General features: G+C 43.8%; 12 protein-coding genes and 1 pseudogene. 11 read left to right on the forward strand and 2 right to left on the reverse strand.

Annotated elements, in window-relative coordinates; all coding sequences use genetic code 11:
- Positions 1–14 precede the first annotated feature (14 nt).
- The 11 genes from atpA (at position 15) to SC428_RS17365 (ending at position 15,756) form a co-directional block, all read left to right on the forward strand.
- Positions 15–1,556, forward strand: a complete 1,542-nt coding sequence (gene atpA, locus SC428_RS17315; protein WP_318709251.1) for a F0F1 ATP synthase subunit alpha — start codon at positions 15–17, stop codon at positions 1,554–1,556.
- 56 nt (positions 1,557–1,612) lie between these two features.
- On the forward strand, positions 1,613–2,476 hold the full coding sequence (gene atpG / locus SC428_RS17320) for a F0F1 ATP synthase subunit gamma (protein ID WP_140179965.1): 864 nt from the start codon (positions 1,613–1,615) through the stop codon (positions 2,474–2,476).
- Between the two features lie 34 nt (positions 2,477–2,510).
- Positions 2,511–3,893: a F0F1 ATP synthase subunit beta gene (gene atpD, locus SC428_RS17325; RefSeq protein WP_070929811.1), complete on the forward strand. Its 1,383-nt coding sequence runs from the start codon at positions 2,511–2,513 to the stop codon at positions 3,891–3,893.
- A 21-nt stretch (positions 3,894–3,914) separates the two neighbouring features.
- A complete protein-coding gene (locus SC428_RS17330) occupies positions 3,915–4,340 on the forward strand; it encodes a F0F1 ATP synthase subunit epsilon (RefSeq protein ID WP_070929812.1) in 426 nt (141 codons plus the stop codon).
- 126 nt (positions 4,341–4,466) lie between these two features.
- A complete protein-coding gene (gene glmU, locus SC428_RS17335) occupies positions 4,467–5,837 on the forward strand; it encodes a bifunctional UDP-N-acetylglucosamine diphosphorylase/glucosamine-1-phosphate N-acetyltransferase GlmU (protein WP_070929813.1) in 1,371 nt (456 codons plus the stop codon).
- Positions 5,838–6,038: 201 nt separating this feature from the next.
- Positions 6,039–7,871: a glutamine--fructose-6-phosphate transaminase (isomerizing) gene (glmS, locus tag SC428_RS17340; protein WP_140187330.1), complete on the forward strand. Its 1,833-nt coding sequence runs from the start codon at positions 6,039–6,041 to the stop codon at positions 7,869–7,871.
- A 158-nt stretch (positions 7,872–8,029) separates the two neighbouring features.
- Positions 8,030–8,851 (forward strand): TnsA endonuclease N-terminal domain-containing protein, encoded by an 822-nt coding sequence (locus SC428_RS17345; RefSeq protein WP_001029679.1) that lies wholly within the window; start codon positions 8,030–8,032, stop codon positions 8,849–8,851.
- Positions 8,838–10,946: a DDE-type integrase/transposase/recombinase gene (locus SC428_RS17350; protein ID WP_000267723.1), complete on the forward strand. Its 2,109-nt coding sequence runs from the start codon at positions 8,838–8,840 to the stop codon at positions 10,944–10,946. The genes SC428_RS17345 and SC428_RS17350 overlap by 14 nt, the downstream gene beginning before the upstream one ends.
- Positions 10,943–12,610 carry an AAA family ATPase gene (locus SC428_RS17355; RefSeq protein ID WP_001276994.1) on the forward strand — a complete coding sequence of 556 codons (1,668 nt, stop codon included), beginning with the start codon at positions 10,943–10,945 and terminating at the stop codon, positions 12,608–12,610. Before SC428_RS17350 ends, SC428_RS17355 begins: the two co-directional genes overlap by 4 nt.
- 2 nt (positions 12,611–12,612) lie before the next feature.
- Entirely contained in the window at positions 12,613–14,139 is a 1,527-nt protein-coding gene (locus SC428_RS17360; RefSeq protein ID WP_001243518.1) for a TnsD family Tn7-like transposition protein, read from the forward strand.
- Positions 14,140–15,756, forward strand: a complete 1,617-nt coding sequence (locus tag SC428_RS17365) for a Tn7-like element transposition protein TnsE (RefSeq protein WP_000251879.1) — start codon at positions 14,140–14,142, stop codon at positions 15,754–15,756.
- Between the two features lie 55 nt (positions 15,757–15,811).
- Here SC428_RS17365 and SC428_RS17370 read toward each other — a convergent pair.
- Both SC428_RS17370 and SC428_RS17375 read right to left on the reverse strand, forming a co-directional pair.
- Positions 15,812–15,964: pseudogene (locus SC428_RS17370) on the reverse strand (IS256 family transposase); the annotation flags it as partial.
- 22 nt (positions 15,965–15,986) lie between these two features.
- The gene (locus SC428_RS17375) at positions 15,987–16,364 is read right to left on the reverse strand and encodes a hypothetical protein (RefSeq protein ID WP_001271300.1); all 378 of its coding nucleotides are present in this window, start codon (positions 16,362–16,364) and stop codon (positions 15,987–15,989) included.
- Between the last annotated feature and the right edge of the window lie 280 nt (positions 16,365–16,644).

Here is a 16,644-nt window from a genome sequence, read left to right on the forward strand (position 1 = left end):
GGGGACTGGAGCATATGCAACTGAATTCCACCGAAATCAGCGAACTGATCAAACAGCGTATTGCTCAGTTCGATGTTGTGAGTGAAGCTCACAATGAAGGTACGATTGTATCCGTCAATGACGGTATCATTCGTATTCACGGCTTAGCCGAAGTTATGCAGGGTGAAATGATCGCGCTGCCTGGCAACCGTTACGCAATTGCACTGAACTTGGAGCGCGACTCCGTTGGTGCTGTAGTTATGGGCCCTTATGCTGACCTAGCGGAAGGCATGAAGGTTAAATGTACTGGTCGTATTCTTGAAGTTCCAGTTGGCCGTGGCCTGCTTGGACGTGTTGTGAATACACTAGGTCAACCAATTGATGGTAAAGGCCCTGTCGAAAACGATGGCTTCTCTCCAATTGAAGTTATCGCTCCAGGTGTTATCGAGCGTCAATCCGTTGATCAGCCGGTACAAACTGGTTATAAATCAGTCGATGCGATGATCCCAATCGGTCGTGGACAGCGTGAGCTTGTTATCGGTGACCGTCAAACAGGTAAAACTGCTTTGGCTATCGATGCAATCATCAACCAACGCGATTCTGGTATCAAATGTGTTTACGTCGCTATTGGTCAAAAAGCATCAACTGTTGCTAACGTAGTTCGTAAGCTTGAAGAACACGGCGCACTGGCAAATACCATTGTTGTTGTTGCTACTGCATCTGAATCAGCAGCACTGCAATACCTGTCAGCCTATGCAGGCTGCGCAATGGGTGAATATTTCCGTGACCGCGGTGAAGATGCTCTGATTGTTTATGATGATCTGTCTAAACAAGCCGTTGCATACCGTCAAATTTCACTGTTGCTACGTCGTCCACCTGGACGTGAAGCATACCCAGGTGATGTTTTCTATCTGCATTCCCGTTTACTTGAGCGTGCTGCTCGTGTTAACGCTGAATACGTTGAAGCATTCACTAAAGGTGAAGTTAAAGGCCAGACTGGTTCATTGACAGCATTGCCTATCATTGAAACTCAAGGCGGTGACGTTTCTGCATTCGTTCCGACTAACGTAATTTCAATTACAGATGGTCAGATCTTCCTGGAATCTAACCTGTTTAACTCTGGTATTCGTCCAGCGGTTAACCCGGGTATTTCAGTATCTCGTGTTGGTGGTGCTGCTCAGACTAAAATTATCAAGAAATTGTCTGGTGGTATCCGTACTGCACTTGCTCAATATCGTGAACTGGCAGCATTTGCTCAGTTTGCTTCAGACCTTGATGATGCAACGCGTAAGCAGTTGAGCCACGGTCAAAAAGTAACTGAATTGCTGAAACAGAAACAATATGCACCTATGTCAGTAGCAGAACAAGCATTGTCTCTGTTTGCGGCAGAACGTGGATTCTTGGATGATGTTGAACTAGCGAAAATTGGTGCGTTTGAAGCTGCATTAGTTGCTTATGCACTGCGCGAGCATGCTGACCTTATGAAACAAATCGGCCCGGCGGGTAACTATAACGATGATATCGAAGCTAAGTTGAAACAACTGCTCGAATCATTTAAAGCAACCCAGTCCTGGTAATACTATTCGGCCCATGAATTTTTATGGGCCGTCTGGTTAAATAAGGAGAAGCAGAAATGGCCGGCGCAAAAGAGATACGTTCCAAGATCGCCAGCGTGCAAAACACGCAGAAGATCACTAAAGCGATGGAAATGGTCGCTGCGTCCAAAATGCGTAAATCGCAGGAACGCATGGCGGCCAGCCGTCCTTATGCAGAGACCATGCGCAGTGTAATTGGTCACTTAGCATTAGGTAATCTGGAATATAAACATCCATATCTCGAAGAGCGTGAAGTTAAGCGTGTCGGGTATCTGGTTGTTTCTACAGACCGTGGTTTGTGTGGTGGCTTGAACATTAACTTGTTCAAAAAACTATTAACAGACATGAAAACATGGTCTGAAAAAAACGTTCAAGTTGATTTGGCTTTGATCGGTTCTAAAGCAGTGTCATTCTTTGGATCTGTCGGTGGCAATGTTGTCACTCAGGTTACAGGGATGGGTGATAACCCTACATTGTCTGATTTGATCGGCCCAGTTAACTCTATGCTACAAGCCTATGATGAAGGGCGTTTGGATAAACTGTATGTGGTGACTAACAAGTTCATCAATACAATGTCTCAAGAGCCGACTATTCTTCAATTACTGCCATTACCTGCAAGTAATGACGAGACATTGAAGAAGAAATCTTGGGATTATATATACGAACCCGATCCTAAGGCGTTGCTGGATACCCTGCTGCGTCGTTATATCGAGTCGCAGGTTTATCAGGGCGTCGTTGAAAACCTGGCTAGTGAGCAGGCCGCACGAATGGTAGCAATGAAAGCTGCTACTGATAATGGTGGAAACCTGATCAAAGAGTTGCAGTTGGTTTACAACAAAGCTCGTCAGGCCAGCATTACTCAGGAGCTTACCGAAATCGTTTCGGGTGCATCCGCGGTTTAACAGCTAGGTTTACGAATTACGTAGAGGATTCAAGATGGCTACTGGAAAGATTATCCAGGTAATCGGCGCCGTTGTGGACGTCGAGTTCCCTCAAGATGCAGTACCAAAAGTGTACGACGCTCTTGAGGTTATGAACGGTAAAGAAAAATTGGTGCTGGAAGTTCAGCAACAATTAGGCGGTGGTGTTGTCCGTTGTATCGCAATGGGGACATCCGATGGTCTGAGCCGTGGTTTACAAGTAACAAACTTAGATCACCCAATTGAAGTACCAGTAGGTAAAGCAACGCTAGGACGTATCATGAACGTTCTGGGCGACCCTATTGATATGAAAGGTGATATCGGCGAAGAAGAGCGTTGGTCTATCCACCGCGCTGCACCAAGCTATGAAGAGCTTTCAAGCTCTACAGAACTACTTGAAACTGGTATCAAAGTAATGGACTTGATTTGTCCATTCGCTAAAGGTGGTAAAGTTGGTCTGTTCGGTGGTGCGGGTGTTGGTAAAACAGTAAACATGATGGAACTTATCCGTAACATCGCGATTGAGCACTCAGGTTACTCAGTATTCGCAGGTGTTGGTGAGCGTACCCGTGAAGGTAACGACTTCTATCATGAAATGACCGATTCTAACGTTCTTGACAAAGTATCACTGGTTTACGGACAAATGAATGAGCCACCAGGAAACCGTCTGCGCGTAGCGTTGACTGGTCTGACTATGGCTGAGAAATTCCGTGATGAAGGCCGTGATGTTCTGTTGTTCGTGGATAACATCTATCGTTATACACTGGCAGGTACAGAAGTATCCGCGCTATTAGGTCGTATGCCATCAGCAGTAGGTTATCAGCCAACGCTAGCAGAAGAGATGGGTGTTCTTCAAGAACGTATCACTTCGACTAAGACTGGTTCTATCACCTCTGTACAGGCTGTTTACGTACCTGCGGATGACTTGACTGACCCATCACCAGCAACAACCTTTGCTCACTTGGACGCAACAGTGGTTCTGAGCCGTCAAATCGCATCTCTGGGTATTTACCCAGCGGTTGACCCTCTGGATTCTACTAGCCGTCAGCTTGATCCACTCATTGTTGGTCAAGAGCACTATGATGTTGCACGTGGCGTTCAGTCTATCCTTCAGCGTTACCAAGAGCTGAAAGACATCATTGCAATCCTAGGTATGGATGAACTGTCTGAAGAAGACAAACTGGTTGTTGCTCGTGCTCGTAAGATCCAGCGCTTCCTGTCTCAACCATTCTTCGTTGCTGAAGTCTTTACTGGTTCACCAGGTAAGTTCGTTTCCCTGAAAGACACTATTCGTGGCTTCAGCGGTATTCTGAACGGCGATTACGACCACCTGCCAGAACAGGCGTTCTACATGGTTGGTACCATTGAAGAAGCTGTGGAAAAAGCGAAAAAGCTTTAATCTGGCTGACGGGAGGTTGATATGGTAGCTGCAATGACATACCACCTGAAAGTTGTCAGTGCTGAAAAACAGATGTTTGACGGTCTGGTACAAAAAGTTCAGGTGACAGGCAGTGAAGGTGAACTGGGTATTTACCCACAGCATACCCCTCTGCTGACTGCCATAAAACCGGGCATGGTACGTATTACTAAGCAGTTTGGTGAAGAAGAACTAATTTATCTCTCCGGCGGTATTTTAGAAGTTCAACCAAATGGTGTTATCGTACTGGCTGATACAGCTATCCGTGGTAAAGATTTAGATGAAGCGCGTGCGCTGGAATCTAAACGCAAAGCGGAAGAACATGTCCGTAAAGCTCACGGTGATGTTGATTATGCTCAAGCATCGGCAGAGCTTGCGAAAGCAATAGCGAAACTTCGAGTGATCGAGTTAACTAAAAAGCTGATGTAATGACGGCAGTATAAAGAAAAGCCAGTCGGTTAATCCCTGACTGGCTTTTTTATTTGTGCGAAATATGTAGTATTTTATGTAGGAAATAGGTTTACTTTCATCCCAAAGTTGGAGTTTCAGGAAATTATGACTGTGCAAAGAAAAAGTGTCGTCATTCTAGCTGCTGGTAAAGGCACTCGAATGTATTCAGAATTGCCTAAAGTCCTGCATTTATTGGCAGGAAAATCAATGGTTCAGCATGTTATTGATACCGCTAAATCTGTTGGGGCATCAGACATCCACCTTGTTTATGGTCATGGTGGTGATTTACTGAAAGAAAAATTGGGTGAGCAAAACCTTAATTGGGTATTGCAGGCTGAGCAATTAGGTACGGGCCATGCAATGCAACAAGCAGCACCAAACTTCCAAGATGATGAAGATATCATCATGCTTTATGGTGATGTTCCTTTGATTGCTCAAGATACCTTACAACGCCTTGTTGATGCTAAGCCGGAAGGTGGTATTGGCTTATTAACGGTTATTTTAGATAACCCAACAGGCTATGGCCGTATTATTCGTGAAAATGGTGAAGTTGTTGGTATCGTTGAACAAAAAGATGCAACTGAAGAACAACGTCAGATCCAAGAAATCAATACTGGGATCATGGTTGCAAGTGGTAAAGATTTTAAACGTTGGTTAGCGCAGCTTGATAATAATAATGCCCAAGGTGAATATTACATCACTGACATTATTGCTTTAGCGCATAAAGAAGGTAACAAAATCGAAACCGTTCACCCTAGCCGCCTCAGTGAAATGGAAGGTGTTAATAACCGTTTGCAACTTGCTGCTCTTGAACGTATTTATCAAAAAGAACAAGCAGAAAAGCTATTACTTGCGGGTGTGATGTTAATTGACCCTGAACGTTTTGATATTCGCGGTACCTTAACGCATGGGCGCGATATTATCATTGATACTAACGTTATCATCGAAGGCCATGTCACTTTAGGCAATAACGTACATATCCAGTCAGGCTGTATTCTTAAAGATTGTGTGATTGGCGATAACTCAGTAATTAGCCCTTACTCGGTGATAGAAAACTCTGAATTATCGGCGGAATGTACTGTTGGTCCTTTTGCTCGTTTACGTCCAGGTGCTAAATTGGCAGCAAAAGCACATGTAGGCAACTTTGTTGAAATGAAGAATGCCTCGTTAGGCTTAGGTTCTAAAGCGGGTCATTTAAGCTATCTCGGTGATGCACAAATTGGCGATAACGTGAATATTGGTGCAGGTACGATTACCTGTAACTACGATGGCGCTAATAAACACAAAACAGTGATTGGTGATGATGTATTTGTTGGTTCAGATACGCAATTAGTTGCTCCTGTTTCCATTGCTAATGGTGTAACTATTGGTGCTGGTACAACGGTAACCCGTGATGTGAATGAAGGCGAACTCGTTGTGAGTCGTGTTAAGCAAGTTCATATCAAAAACTGGCAACGTCCAGTGAAGAAAAAATAAAAAATTTTAGGGGGAGACTATGTTTCTCCTCCGTTAGTTCTAGCCATATTTGAAATAATTCAGGGTGTAGCTAGAACGCGGTATGAATATATAAATAATAAACCCCACTCTCTACAAAGGCTCGGGGCGCAGCAAAGCTGCAACAACAATCAGGTAGCGACATCATAAGGGCAGGAGCCCTTTGTTTAGGAATTAATTAATATGTGTGGAATTGTAGGTGCTGTCGCACAACGTGATATCGCAGAAATTCTAATAGAAGGCCTTCGTCGCCTTGAGTATCGTGGTTATGACTCTGCGGGTATGGCTGTAGTTGACCATGAAGGCCATCTCCAACGTTTGCGTGAAGTTGGTAAAGTTCAAATGCTGGCGGAAGAAGCAGAGAAAAATCCAGTATCAGGCGGAACCGGGATCGCGCATACTCGTTGGGCTACACATGGTGTTCCAAGCGAGCGCAATGCTCACCCTCATACCTCTGGTTATATTGCTGTTGTTCATAACGGCATTATTGAAAACTACTTAGAACTGAAAGATGAGTTAAAACAACTTGGTTATGTGTTTAGCTCTGAAACAGATACTGAAGTGATTGCTCACCTTGTTCATCATGAGCAGCAAAAAGGTGGCTCTTTAGTTGAAGTGGTTCAGCGTGTTATTCCTCAATTACGTGGTGCTTACGGCACCGTGATCATGGATAGCCGTACTCCTGAATTATTAGTGGCGGCCCGTTCGGGAAGCCCATTAGTGATAGGTCTGGGTGTTGGTGAAAACTTCCTAGCATCAGATCAGCTTGCTTTATTGCCAGTTACTCGCCGTTTTATTTACCTTGAAGAAGGGGATATTGCTGAAGTTACACGCCGTACAGTACGTGTATTTGATCAGCAAGGGGAAGCGGTTGAACGTGAGCAAATTGAATCAAACGTTCAATACGATGCAGGTGATAAAGGTGTTTACCGTCACTATATGCAAAAAGAGATCTATGAACAACCAATGGCAATTAAAAACACCCTAGAAGGGCGTTTTAGTCAAAGTAATGGTATCGATCTCAGTGAATTAGGCCCTAAAGCGGCTGAAATTTTATCGCAAGTTGAGCATATTCAAATTGTTGCTTGTGGTACCTCTTACAACGCTGGAATGGTTGCTCGTTACTGGTTTGAATCTCTAGCTGGTATCCCTTGTGATGTGGAAATCGCTTCTGAATATCGCTACCGTAAACCTGCCCATCGTAAAGGTAGCTTGATGATCACACTTTCACAATCAGGTGAAACTGCTGATACATTGGCGGCATTACGTTTATCTAAAGAATTAGGTTATTTGACGTCTCTTGCGGTGTGTAACGTATCAGGTTCTTCATTGGTTCGTGAATCAGACTTTGCACTCATGACTAAAGCAGGTGCAGAGATTGGTGTTGCTTCAACTAAAGCGTTTACTACACAGTTAACTGTGTTGCTGATGCTAGTGGCATATATGGGACGCATTAAAGGCGGTGATCCTGCATTAGAGCAAGATATTGCTAATGCTCTGCATGCATTACCTGCACGTATCGAAAGTATGTTATCTCACGATAAAGTGATTGAAGCGCTGGCGGAAGATTTTTCTGATAAAAACCATGCTTTGTTCCTTGGTCGTGGTGAGCAATACCCAATTGCGGTTGAGGGTGCGCTGAAACTTAAAGAGATCTCTTATATTCACGCTGAAGCGTATGCGGCAGGTGAATTGAAGCATGGCCCTCTAGCGTTAATTGATGCGGATATGCCAGTCATTATAATCGCGCCAAACAACGAACTGTTAGAAAAATTAAAATCTAACATTGAAGAGGTTCGCGCTCGTGGTGGCTTACTATACGTATTTGCTGATCAAGATGCTGGTTTTGAGGAAAGTGAAAATATGAAAATTATTCCTCTACCTCATGTTGAAGAACTGATTGCCCCAATTTTCTATACAGTGCCTCTACAGTTGTTGTCTTACCATGTTGCATTAATCAAAGGTACTGATGTTGACCAACCACGTAATTTGGCTAAATCGGTAACGGTTGAGTAACTTCTTAAATAATATGAATAAACCTGTGGGCGGACAATAAAGTCTTAAACTGAACAAAATAGATCTAAACTATGACAATAAAGTCTTAAACTAGACAGAATAGTTGTAAACTGAAATCAGTCCAGTTATGCTGTGAAAAAGCATACTGGACTTTTGTTATGGCTAAAGCAAACTCTTCATTTTCTGAAGTGCAAATTGCCCGTCGTATTAAAGAGGGGCGTGGCCAAGGGCATGGTAAAGACTATATTCCATGGCTAACAGTACAAGAAGTTCCTTCTTCAGGTCGTTCCCACCGTATTTATTCTCATAAGACGGGACGAGTCCATCATTTGCTATCTGACTTAGAGCTTGCTGTTTTTCTCAGTCTTGAGTGGGAGAGCAGCGTGCTAGATATACGCGAGCAGTTCCCCTTATTACCTAGTGATACCAGGCAGATTGCAATAGATAGTGGTATTAAGCATCCTGTTATTCGTGGTGTAGATCAGGTTATGTCTACTGATTTTTTAGTGGACTGCAAAGATGGTCCTTTTGAGCAGTTTGCTATTCAAGTCAAACCTGCAGCAGCCTTACAAGACGAGCGTACCTTAGAAAAACTAGAACTAGAGCGTCGCTATTGGCAGCAAAAGCAAATTCCTTGGTTCATTTTTACTGATAAAGAAATAAATCCCGTAGTAAAAGAAAATATTGAATGGCTTTATTCAGTGAAAACAGAAGAAGTTTCTGCGGAGCTTTTAGCACAACTATCCCCATTGGCCCATATCCTGCAAGAAAAAGGAGATGAAAACATTATCAATGTCTGTAAGCAGGTTGATATTGCTTATGATTTGGAGTTAGGCAAAACATTGAGTGAGATACGAGCCTTAACCGCAAATGGTTTTATTAAGTTCAATATTTATAAGTCTTTCAGGGCAAATAAGTGTGCAGATCTCTGTATTAGCCAAGTAGTGAATATGGAGGAGTTGCGCTATGTGGCAAATTAATGAGGTTGTGCTATTTGATAATGATCCGTATCGCATTTTGGCTATAGAGGATGGCCAAGTTGTCTGGATGCAAATAAGCGCTGATAAAGGAGTTCCACAAGCTAGGGCTGAGTTGTTGCTAATGCAGTATTTAGATGAAGGCCGCTTAGTTAGAACTGATGACCCTTATGTACATCTTGATTTAGAAGAGCCGTCTGTAGATTCTGTCAGCTTCCAGAAGCGCGAGGAGGATTATCGAAAAATTCTTCCTATTATTAATAGTAAGGATCGTTTCGACCCTAAAGTCAGAAGCGAACTCGTTGAGCATGTGGTCCAAGAACATAAGGTTACTAAGGCTACAGTTTATAAGTTGTTACGCCGTTACTGGCAGCGTGGTCAAACGCCTAATGCATTAATTCCTGACTACAAAAACAGCGGTGCACCAGGGGAAAGACGTTCAGCGACAGGAACAGCAAAGATTGGCCGAGCCAGAGAATATGGTAAGGGTGAAGGAACCAAGGTAACGCCCGAGATTGAACGCCTTTTTAGGTTGACCATAGAAAAGCACCTGTTAAATCAAAAAGGTACAAAGACCACCGTTGCCTATAGACGATTTGTGGACTTGTTTGCTCAGTATTTTCCTCGCATTCCCCAAGAGGATTACCCAACACTACGTCAGTTTCGTTATTTTTATGATCGAGAATACCCTAAAGCTCAGCGCTTAAAGTCTAGAGTTAAAGCAGGGGTATATAAAAAAGACGTACGACCCTTAAGTAGTACAGCCACTTCTCAGGCGTTAGGCCCTGGGAGTCGTTATGAGATTGATGCCACGATTGCTGATATTTATTTAGTGGATCATCATGATCGCCAAAAAATCATAGGAAGACCAACGCTTTACATTGTGATTGATGTGTTTAGTCGGATGATCACGGGCTTTTATATCGGCTTTGAAAATCCGTCTTATGTGGTGGCGATGCAGGCTTTTGTAAATGCTTGCTCTGACAAAACGGCCATTTGTGCCCAGCATGATATTGAGATTAGTAGCTCAGACTGGCCGTGTGTAGGTTTGCCAGATGTGTTGCTAGCGGACCGTGGCGAATTAATGAGTCATCAGGTCGAAGCCTTAGTTTCTAGTTTTAATGTGCGAGTGGAAAGTGCTCCACCTAGACGTGGCGATGCTAAAGGCATAGTGGAAAGCACTTTTAGAACACTACAAGCCGAGTTTAAGTCCTTTGCACCTGGCATTGTAGAGGGCAGTCGGATCAAAAGCCATGGTGAAACAGACTATAGGTTAGATGCATCTCTGTCGGTATTTGAGTTCACACAAATTATTTTGCGTACGATCTTATTCAGAAATAACCATCTGGTGATGGATAAATACGATCGAGATGCTGATTTTCCTACAGATTTACCGTCTATTCCTGTCCAGCTATGGCAATGGGGTATGCAGCATCGTACAGGTAGTTTAAGGGCTGTGGAGCAAGAGCAGTTGCGAGTAGCGTTACTGCCTCGCCGAAAGGTCTCTATTTCTTCATTTGGCGTTAATTTGTGGGGTTTGTATTACTCGGGGTCAGAGATTCTGCGTGAGGGTTGGTTGCAGCGGAGCACTGATATAGCTAGACCTCAACATTTAGAAGCGGCTTATGACCCAGTGCTGGTTGATACGATTTATTTGTTTCCGCAAGTTGGCAGCCGTGTATTTTGGCGCTGTAATCTGACGGAACGTAGTCGGCAGTTTAAAGGTCTCTCATTTTGGGAGGTTTGGGATATACAAGCACAAGAAAAACACAATAAAGCCAATGCGAAGCAGGATGAGTTAACTAAACGCAGGGAGCTTGAGGCGTTTATTCAGCAAACCATTCAGAAAGCGAATAAGTTAACGCCCAGTACTACTGAGCCCAAATCAACACGCATTAAGCAGATTAAAACTAATAAAAAAGAAGCCGTGACCTCGGAGCGTAAAAAACGTGCGGAGCATTTGAAGCCAAGCTCTTCAGGTGATGAGGCTAAAGTTATTCCTTTCAACGCAGTGGAAGCGGATGATCAAGAAGATTACAGCCTACCCACATACGTGCCTGAATTATTTCAGGATCCACCAGAAAAGGATGAGTCATGAGTGCTACCCGGATTCAAGCAGTTTATCGTGATACGGGGGTAGAGGCTTATCGTGATAATCCTTTTATCGAGGCCTTACCACCATTACAAGAGTCAGTGAATAGTGCTGCATCACTGAAATCCTCTTTACAGCTTACTTCCTCTGACTTGCAAAAGTCCCGTGTTATCAGAGCTCATACCATTTGTCGTATTCCAGATGACTATTTTCAGCCATTAGGTACGCATTTGCTACTAAGTGAGCGTATTTCGGTCATGATTCGAGGTGGCTACGTAGGCAGAAATCCTAAAACAGGAGATTTACAAAAGCATTTACAAAATGGTTATGAGCGTGTTCAAACGGGAGAGTTGGAGACATTTCGCTTTGAGGAGGCACGATCTACGGCACAAAGCTTATTGTTAATTGGTTGTTCTGGTAGTGGGAAGACGACCTCTCTTCATCGTATTCTAGCCACGTATCCTCAGGTGATTTACCATCGTGAACTCAATGTAGAGCAGGTGGTGTATTTGAAAATAGACTGCTCGCATAATGGTTCGCTAAAAGAAATCTGCTTGAATTTTTTCAGAGCGTTGGATCGAGCCTTGGGCTCGAACTATGAGCGTCGTTATGGCTTAAAACGTCATGGTATAGAAACCATGTTGGCTTTGATGTCGCAAATAGCCAATGCACATGCTTTAGGGTTGTTGGTTATTGATGAAATTCAGCATTTAAGCCGCTCTCGTTCGGGTGGATCTCAAGAGATGCTGAACTTTTTTGTGACGATGGTGAATATTATTGGCGTACCAGTGATGTTGATTGGTACCCCTAAAGCACGAGAGATTTTTGAGGCTGATTTGCGGTCTGCACGTAGAGGGGCAGGGTTTGGAGCTATATTCTGGGATCCTATACAACAAACGCAACGTGGAAAGCCCAATCAAGAGTGGATCGCTTTTACGGATAATCTTTGGCAATTACAGCTTTTACAACGCAAAGATGCGCTGTTATCGGATGAGGTCCGTGATGTGTGGTATGAGCTAAGCCAAGGAGTGATGGACATTGTAGTAAAACTTTTTGTACTCGCTCAGCTCCGTGCGCTAGCTTTAGGCAATGAGCGTATTACCGCTGGTTTATTGCGGCAAGTGTATCAAGATGAGTTAAAGCCTGTGCACCCCATGCTAGAGGCATTACGCTCGGGTATCCCAGAACGCATTGCTCGTTATTCTGATCTAGTCGTTCCCGAGATTGATAAACGGTTAATCCAACTTCAGCTAGATATCGCAGCGATACAAGAACAAACACCAGAAGAAAAAGCCCTTCAAGAGTTAGATACCGAAGATCAGCGTCATTTATATCTGATGCTGAAAGAGGATTACGATTCAAGCCTGTTAATTCCCACTATTAAAAAAGCGTTTAGCCAGAATCCAACGATGACAAGACAAAAGTTACTGCCTCTTGTTTTGCAGTGGTTGATGGAAGGCGAAACGGTAGTGTCAGAACTAGAAAAGCCCTCCAAGAGTAAAAAGGTTTCGGCTATAAAGGTAGTCAAGCCCAGCGACTGGGATAGCTTGCCTGATACGGATTTACGTTATATCTATTCACAACGCCAACCTGAAAAAACCATGCATGAACGGTTAAAAGGGAAAGGGGTAATAGTGGATATGGCGAGCTTATTTAAACAAGCAGGTTAGCCATGAGAAACTTTCCTGTTCCGTACTCGAATGAGCTGATTTATAGCACTATTGCACGGGCAGGCGTTTATCAAGGGATTGTTAGTCCTAAGCAGCTGTTGGATGAGGTGTATGGCAACCGCAAGGTGGTCGCTACCTTAGGTCTGCCCTCGCATTTAGGTGTGATAGCAAGACATCTACATCAAACAGGACGTTACGCTGTTCAGCAGCTTATTTATGAGCATACCTTATTCCCTTTATATGCTCCGTTTGTAGGCAAGGAGCGCCGAGACGAAGCTATTCGGTTAATGGAGTACCAAGCGCAAGGTGCGGTGCATTTAATGCTAGGAGTCGCTGCTTCTAGAGTTAAGAGCGATAACCGCTTTAGATACTGCCCTGATTGCGTTGCTCTTCAGCTAAATAGGTATGGGGAAGCCTTTTGGCAACGAGATTGGTATTTGCCCGCTTTGCCATATTGTCCAAAACACGGTGCTTTAGTCTTCTTTGATAGAGCTGTAGATGATCACCGACATCAATTTTGGGCTTTGGGTCATACTGAGCTGCTTTCAGACTACCCCAAAGACTCCCTATCTCAATTAACAGCACTAGCTGCTTATATAGCCCCTCTGTTAGATGCTCCACGAGCGCAAGAGCTTTCCCCAAGCCTTGAGCAGTGGACGCTGTTTTATCAGCGCTTAGCGCAGGATCTAGGGCTAACCAAAAGCAAGCACATTCGTCATGACTTGGTGGCGGAGAGAGTGAGGCAGACTTTTAGTGATGAGGCACTAGAGAAACTGGATTTAAAGTTGGCAGAGAACAAGGACACGTGTTGGCTGAAAAGTATATTCCGTAAGCATAGAAAAGCCTTTAGTTATTTACAGCATAGTATTGTGTGGCAAGCCTTATTGCCAAAACTAACGGTTATAGAAGCGCTACAGCAGGCAAGTGCTCTTACTGAGCACTCTATAACGACAAGACCTGTTAGCCAGTCTGTGCAACCTAACTCTGAAGATTTATCTGTTAAGCATAAAGACTGGCAGCAACTAGTGCATAAATACCAAGGAATTAAGGCGGCAAGACAGTCTTTAGAGGGTGGGGTGCTATACGCTTGGCTTTACCGACATGACAGGGATTGGCTAGTTCACTGGAATCAACAGCATCAACAAGAGCGTCTGGCACCCGCCCCTAGAGTTGATTGGAACCAAAGAGATCGAATTGCTGTACGACAACTATTAAGAATCATAAAGCGTCTAGATAGTAGCCTTGATCACCCAAGAGCGACATCGAGCTGGCTGTTAAAGCAAACTCCTAACGGAACCTCTCTTGCAAAAAATCTACAGAAACTGCCTTTGGTAGCGCTTTGCTTAAAGCGTTACTCAGAGAGTGTGGAAGATTATCAAATTAGACGGATTAGCCAAGCTTTTATTAAGCTTAAACAGGAAGATGTTGAGCTTAGGCGCTGGCGATTATTAAGAAGTGCAACGTTATCTAAAGAGCGGATAACTGAGGAAGCACAAAGATTCTTGGAAATGGTTTATGGGGAAGAGTGAGTGGTTAGGCTAGCTACATTTAATGACAATGTGCAGGTTGTACATATTGGTCATTTATTCCGTAACTCGGGTCATAAGGAGTGGCGTATTTTTGTTTGGTTTAATCCAATGCAAGAACGGAAATGGACTCGATTTACTCATTTGCCTTTATTAAGTCGAGCTAAGGTGGTTAACAGTACAACAAAGCAAATAAATAAGGCGGATCGTGTGATTGAGTTTGAAGCATCGGATCTTCAACGAGCCAAAATAATCGATTTTCCTAATCTCTCGTCCTTTGCTTCCGTACGCAACAAGGATGGAGCGCAGAGTTCATTTATTTACGAAGCTGAAACACCATATAGCAAGACTCGTTATCACATCCCACAGTTAGAGCTAGCTCGGTCATTATTTTTAATTAACTCCTATTTCTGTCGAAGCTGTTTGAGCAGTACCGCTTTACAGCAAGAGTTCGACGTTCAGTATGAGGTTGAGCGAGATCATTTAGAGATAAGGATCTTACCCAGTTCATCGTTTCCTAAAGGGGCGTTAGAGCAGTCGGCCGTAGTGCAGCTTTTGGTTTGGTTGTTTTCGGATCAAGATGTTATGGATTCGTATGAAAGTATTTTTAGGCACTATCAACAAAATAGAGAAATTAAGAACGGCGTTGAAAGCTGGTGCTTTAGCTTTGACCCTCCGCCCATGCAGGGTTGGAAATTACATGTAAAAGGACGTTCTTCTAACGAGGATAAGGATTATTTAGTTGAGGAAATAGTAGGTTTAGAAATCAACGCTATGCTTCCTAGCACAACAGCTATTAGCCATGCCTCTTTTCAGGAAAAGGAGGCAGGTGATGGTAGTACGCAGCACATAGCGGTTTCAACAGAGTCAGTTGTTGATGATGAGCATCTACAGTTGGACGATGAGGAAACAGCCAATATAGACACAGACACACGAGTCATAGAGGCTGAGCCGACATGGATAAGTTTTAGTAGACCTAGTCGAATTGAAAAATCTCGCAGGGCAAGAAAAAGTAGCCAAACTATTTTAGAAAAAGAAGAAGCAACAACAAGTGAAAATAGTAATTTGGTTAGTACTGATGAGCCACACTTAGGTGGTGTCCTAGCAGCGGCAGATGTGGGTGGGAAGCAGGATGCAACCAATTACAACTCTATTTTTGCTAATCGATTTGCTGCTTTTGATGAGCTACTTTCAATTCTAAAAACTAAATTTGCATGTCGGGTGCTTTTTGAAGAAACCTTGGTTTTGCCAAAAGTTGGGCGTAGCCGATTACATCTGTGTAAAGATGGCTCACCAAGAGTGATTAAAGCCGTTGGGGTGCAACGTAATGGCAGTGAATTTGTATTGCTAGAGGTGGATGCATCGGATGGGGTGAAAATGCTTTCTACCAAAGTGTTGAGTGGCGTTGATAGCGAAACATGGCGGAATGATTTTGAAAAGATACGGCGTGGAGTGGTGAAGAGCTCATTGAATTGGCCAAATAGTTTGTTTGATCAATTATATGGACAAGACGGGCATAGAGGGGTGAATCATCCAAAGGGGTTGGGGGAGCTGCAAGTATCGAGAGAGGATATGGAAGGGTGGGCTGAGAGAGTGGTTAGAGAGCAATTTACGCATTAAAGGAATGACTGAAAGAGCCTGTAAACCCTTTTGTGTAAGTGCTTTTGCCGGTCAGTTAAAGGTGGCCATTTAAACGGTCACCAAATTCGATCATAAAACGGTTCATGGCCGGCTTCCAGTTGCGGATCGGCATCGTCCATTTCTTGGTCGCCGCCTGGATAGCCAGGTACACCACCTTCATCGCTGATTCGTCCGTAGGGAACACCTTGAGTTCATATTAATGGAATTTTCTACAAATAGCCTCCGTGGTTTTGAGGGGGGATTACAGACGATCCATAGTAGTAATCCAATGAGTTCTTGAGCGCGGCGACATGTTTGGACGCCTTGGCAAAAATTAGAGCCTGCTTGAAGTGCAGGCGAGCACGTGCTTGGACGATTGATCCATTCGCGGTCAAAAACTCAATCTTGGATGACAGCGTGTCAGGAAATCCAATATCGAAGTCCCGCCCCGTGTCAAAGTAGGGCATTTCATGATCAAAGGACGAAGCTTCCCAGGCCACTTCCCTAATATTCCAGCCGCTAGAAACAAGATTTCGTACGACTTCATCAACTTTTTTGCTTTCCAACTTGTCACAAAGTGCATAGGCAAGAGCTTTGGCGGCAGACACGTGCGTTTCCTCTTAAACATAGGTCGAACGGATACCCGAGGCAAAGCGGAGCATTAGTCCCAAAGCATCTCCGGTAGATCCGGAGGCTCCATACTGAAGGCATGGCATCTTGGGCATTGATATTTGAAACTTCTCTCTAGATAGCAGGGATTTCTTGGCCTTGCCTCATGCTGATAGCTTGTAAATATCACACGATCCTTAGCCCCACAAAGTGAGCATACTCCGTAGCTTTCATTTATAGAAATCGTCGTTAGATTGTCGCAGCATGTGCACGTTCCGA

Source organism: Providencia sp. 2023EL-00965 (assembly GCF_033550225.1).
Taxonomy (GTDB): domain Bacteria; phylum Pseudomonadota; class Gammaproteobacteria; order Enterobacterales; family Enterobacteriaceae; genus Providencia; species Providencia manganoxydans.

What these genes read in the sequence shown, in the direction of transcription:
- SC428_RS17350 (WP_000267723.1), top strand. Translation starts at nt 8,838, where the DNA reads ATGTGGCAAATTAATGAGGTTGTGCTATTTGATAATGATCCGTATCGC.
- SC428_RS17345 (WP_001029679.1), top strand. Translation starts at nt 8,030, where the DNA reads ATGGCTAAAGCAAACTCTTCATTTTCTGAAGTGCAAATTGCCCGTCGT.
- SC428_RS17360 (WP_001243518.1), top strand. Translation starts at nt 12,613, where the DNA reads ATGAGAAACTTTCCTGTTCCGTACTCGAATGAGCTGATTTATAGCACT.
- atpA (WP_318709251.1), top strand. Translation starts at nt 15, where the DNA reads ATGCAACTGAATTCCACCGAAATCAGCGAACTGATCAAACAGCGTATT.
- glmU (WP_070929813.1), top strand. Translation starts at nt 4,467, where the DNA reads ATGACTGTGCAAAGAAAAAGTGTCGTCATTCTAGCTGCTGGTAAAGGC.
- SC428_RS17355 (WP_001276994.1), top strand. Translation starts at nt 10,943, where the DNA reads ATGAGTGCTACCCGGATTCAAGCAGTTTATCGTGATACGGGGGTAGAG.
- atpD (WP_070929811.1), top strand. Translation starts at nt 2,511, where the DNA reads ATGGCTACTGGAAAGATTATCCAGGTAATCGGCGCCGTTGTGGACGTC.
- atpG (WP_140179965.1), top strand. Translation starts at nt 1,613, where the DNA reads ATGGCCGGCGCAAAAGAGATACGTTCCAAGATCGCCAGCGTGCAAAAC.
- SC428_RS17330 (WP_070929812.1), top strand. Translation starts at nt 3,915, where the DNA reads ATGGTAGCTGCAATGACATACCACCTGAAAGTTGTCAGTGCTGAAAAA.
- glmS (WP_140187330.1), top strand. Translation starts at nt 6,039, where the DNA reads ATGTGTGGAATTGTAGGTGCTGTCGCACAACGTGATATCGCAGAAATT.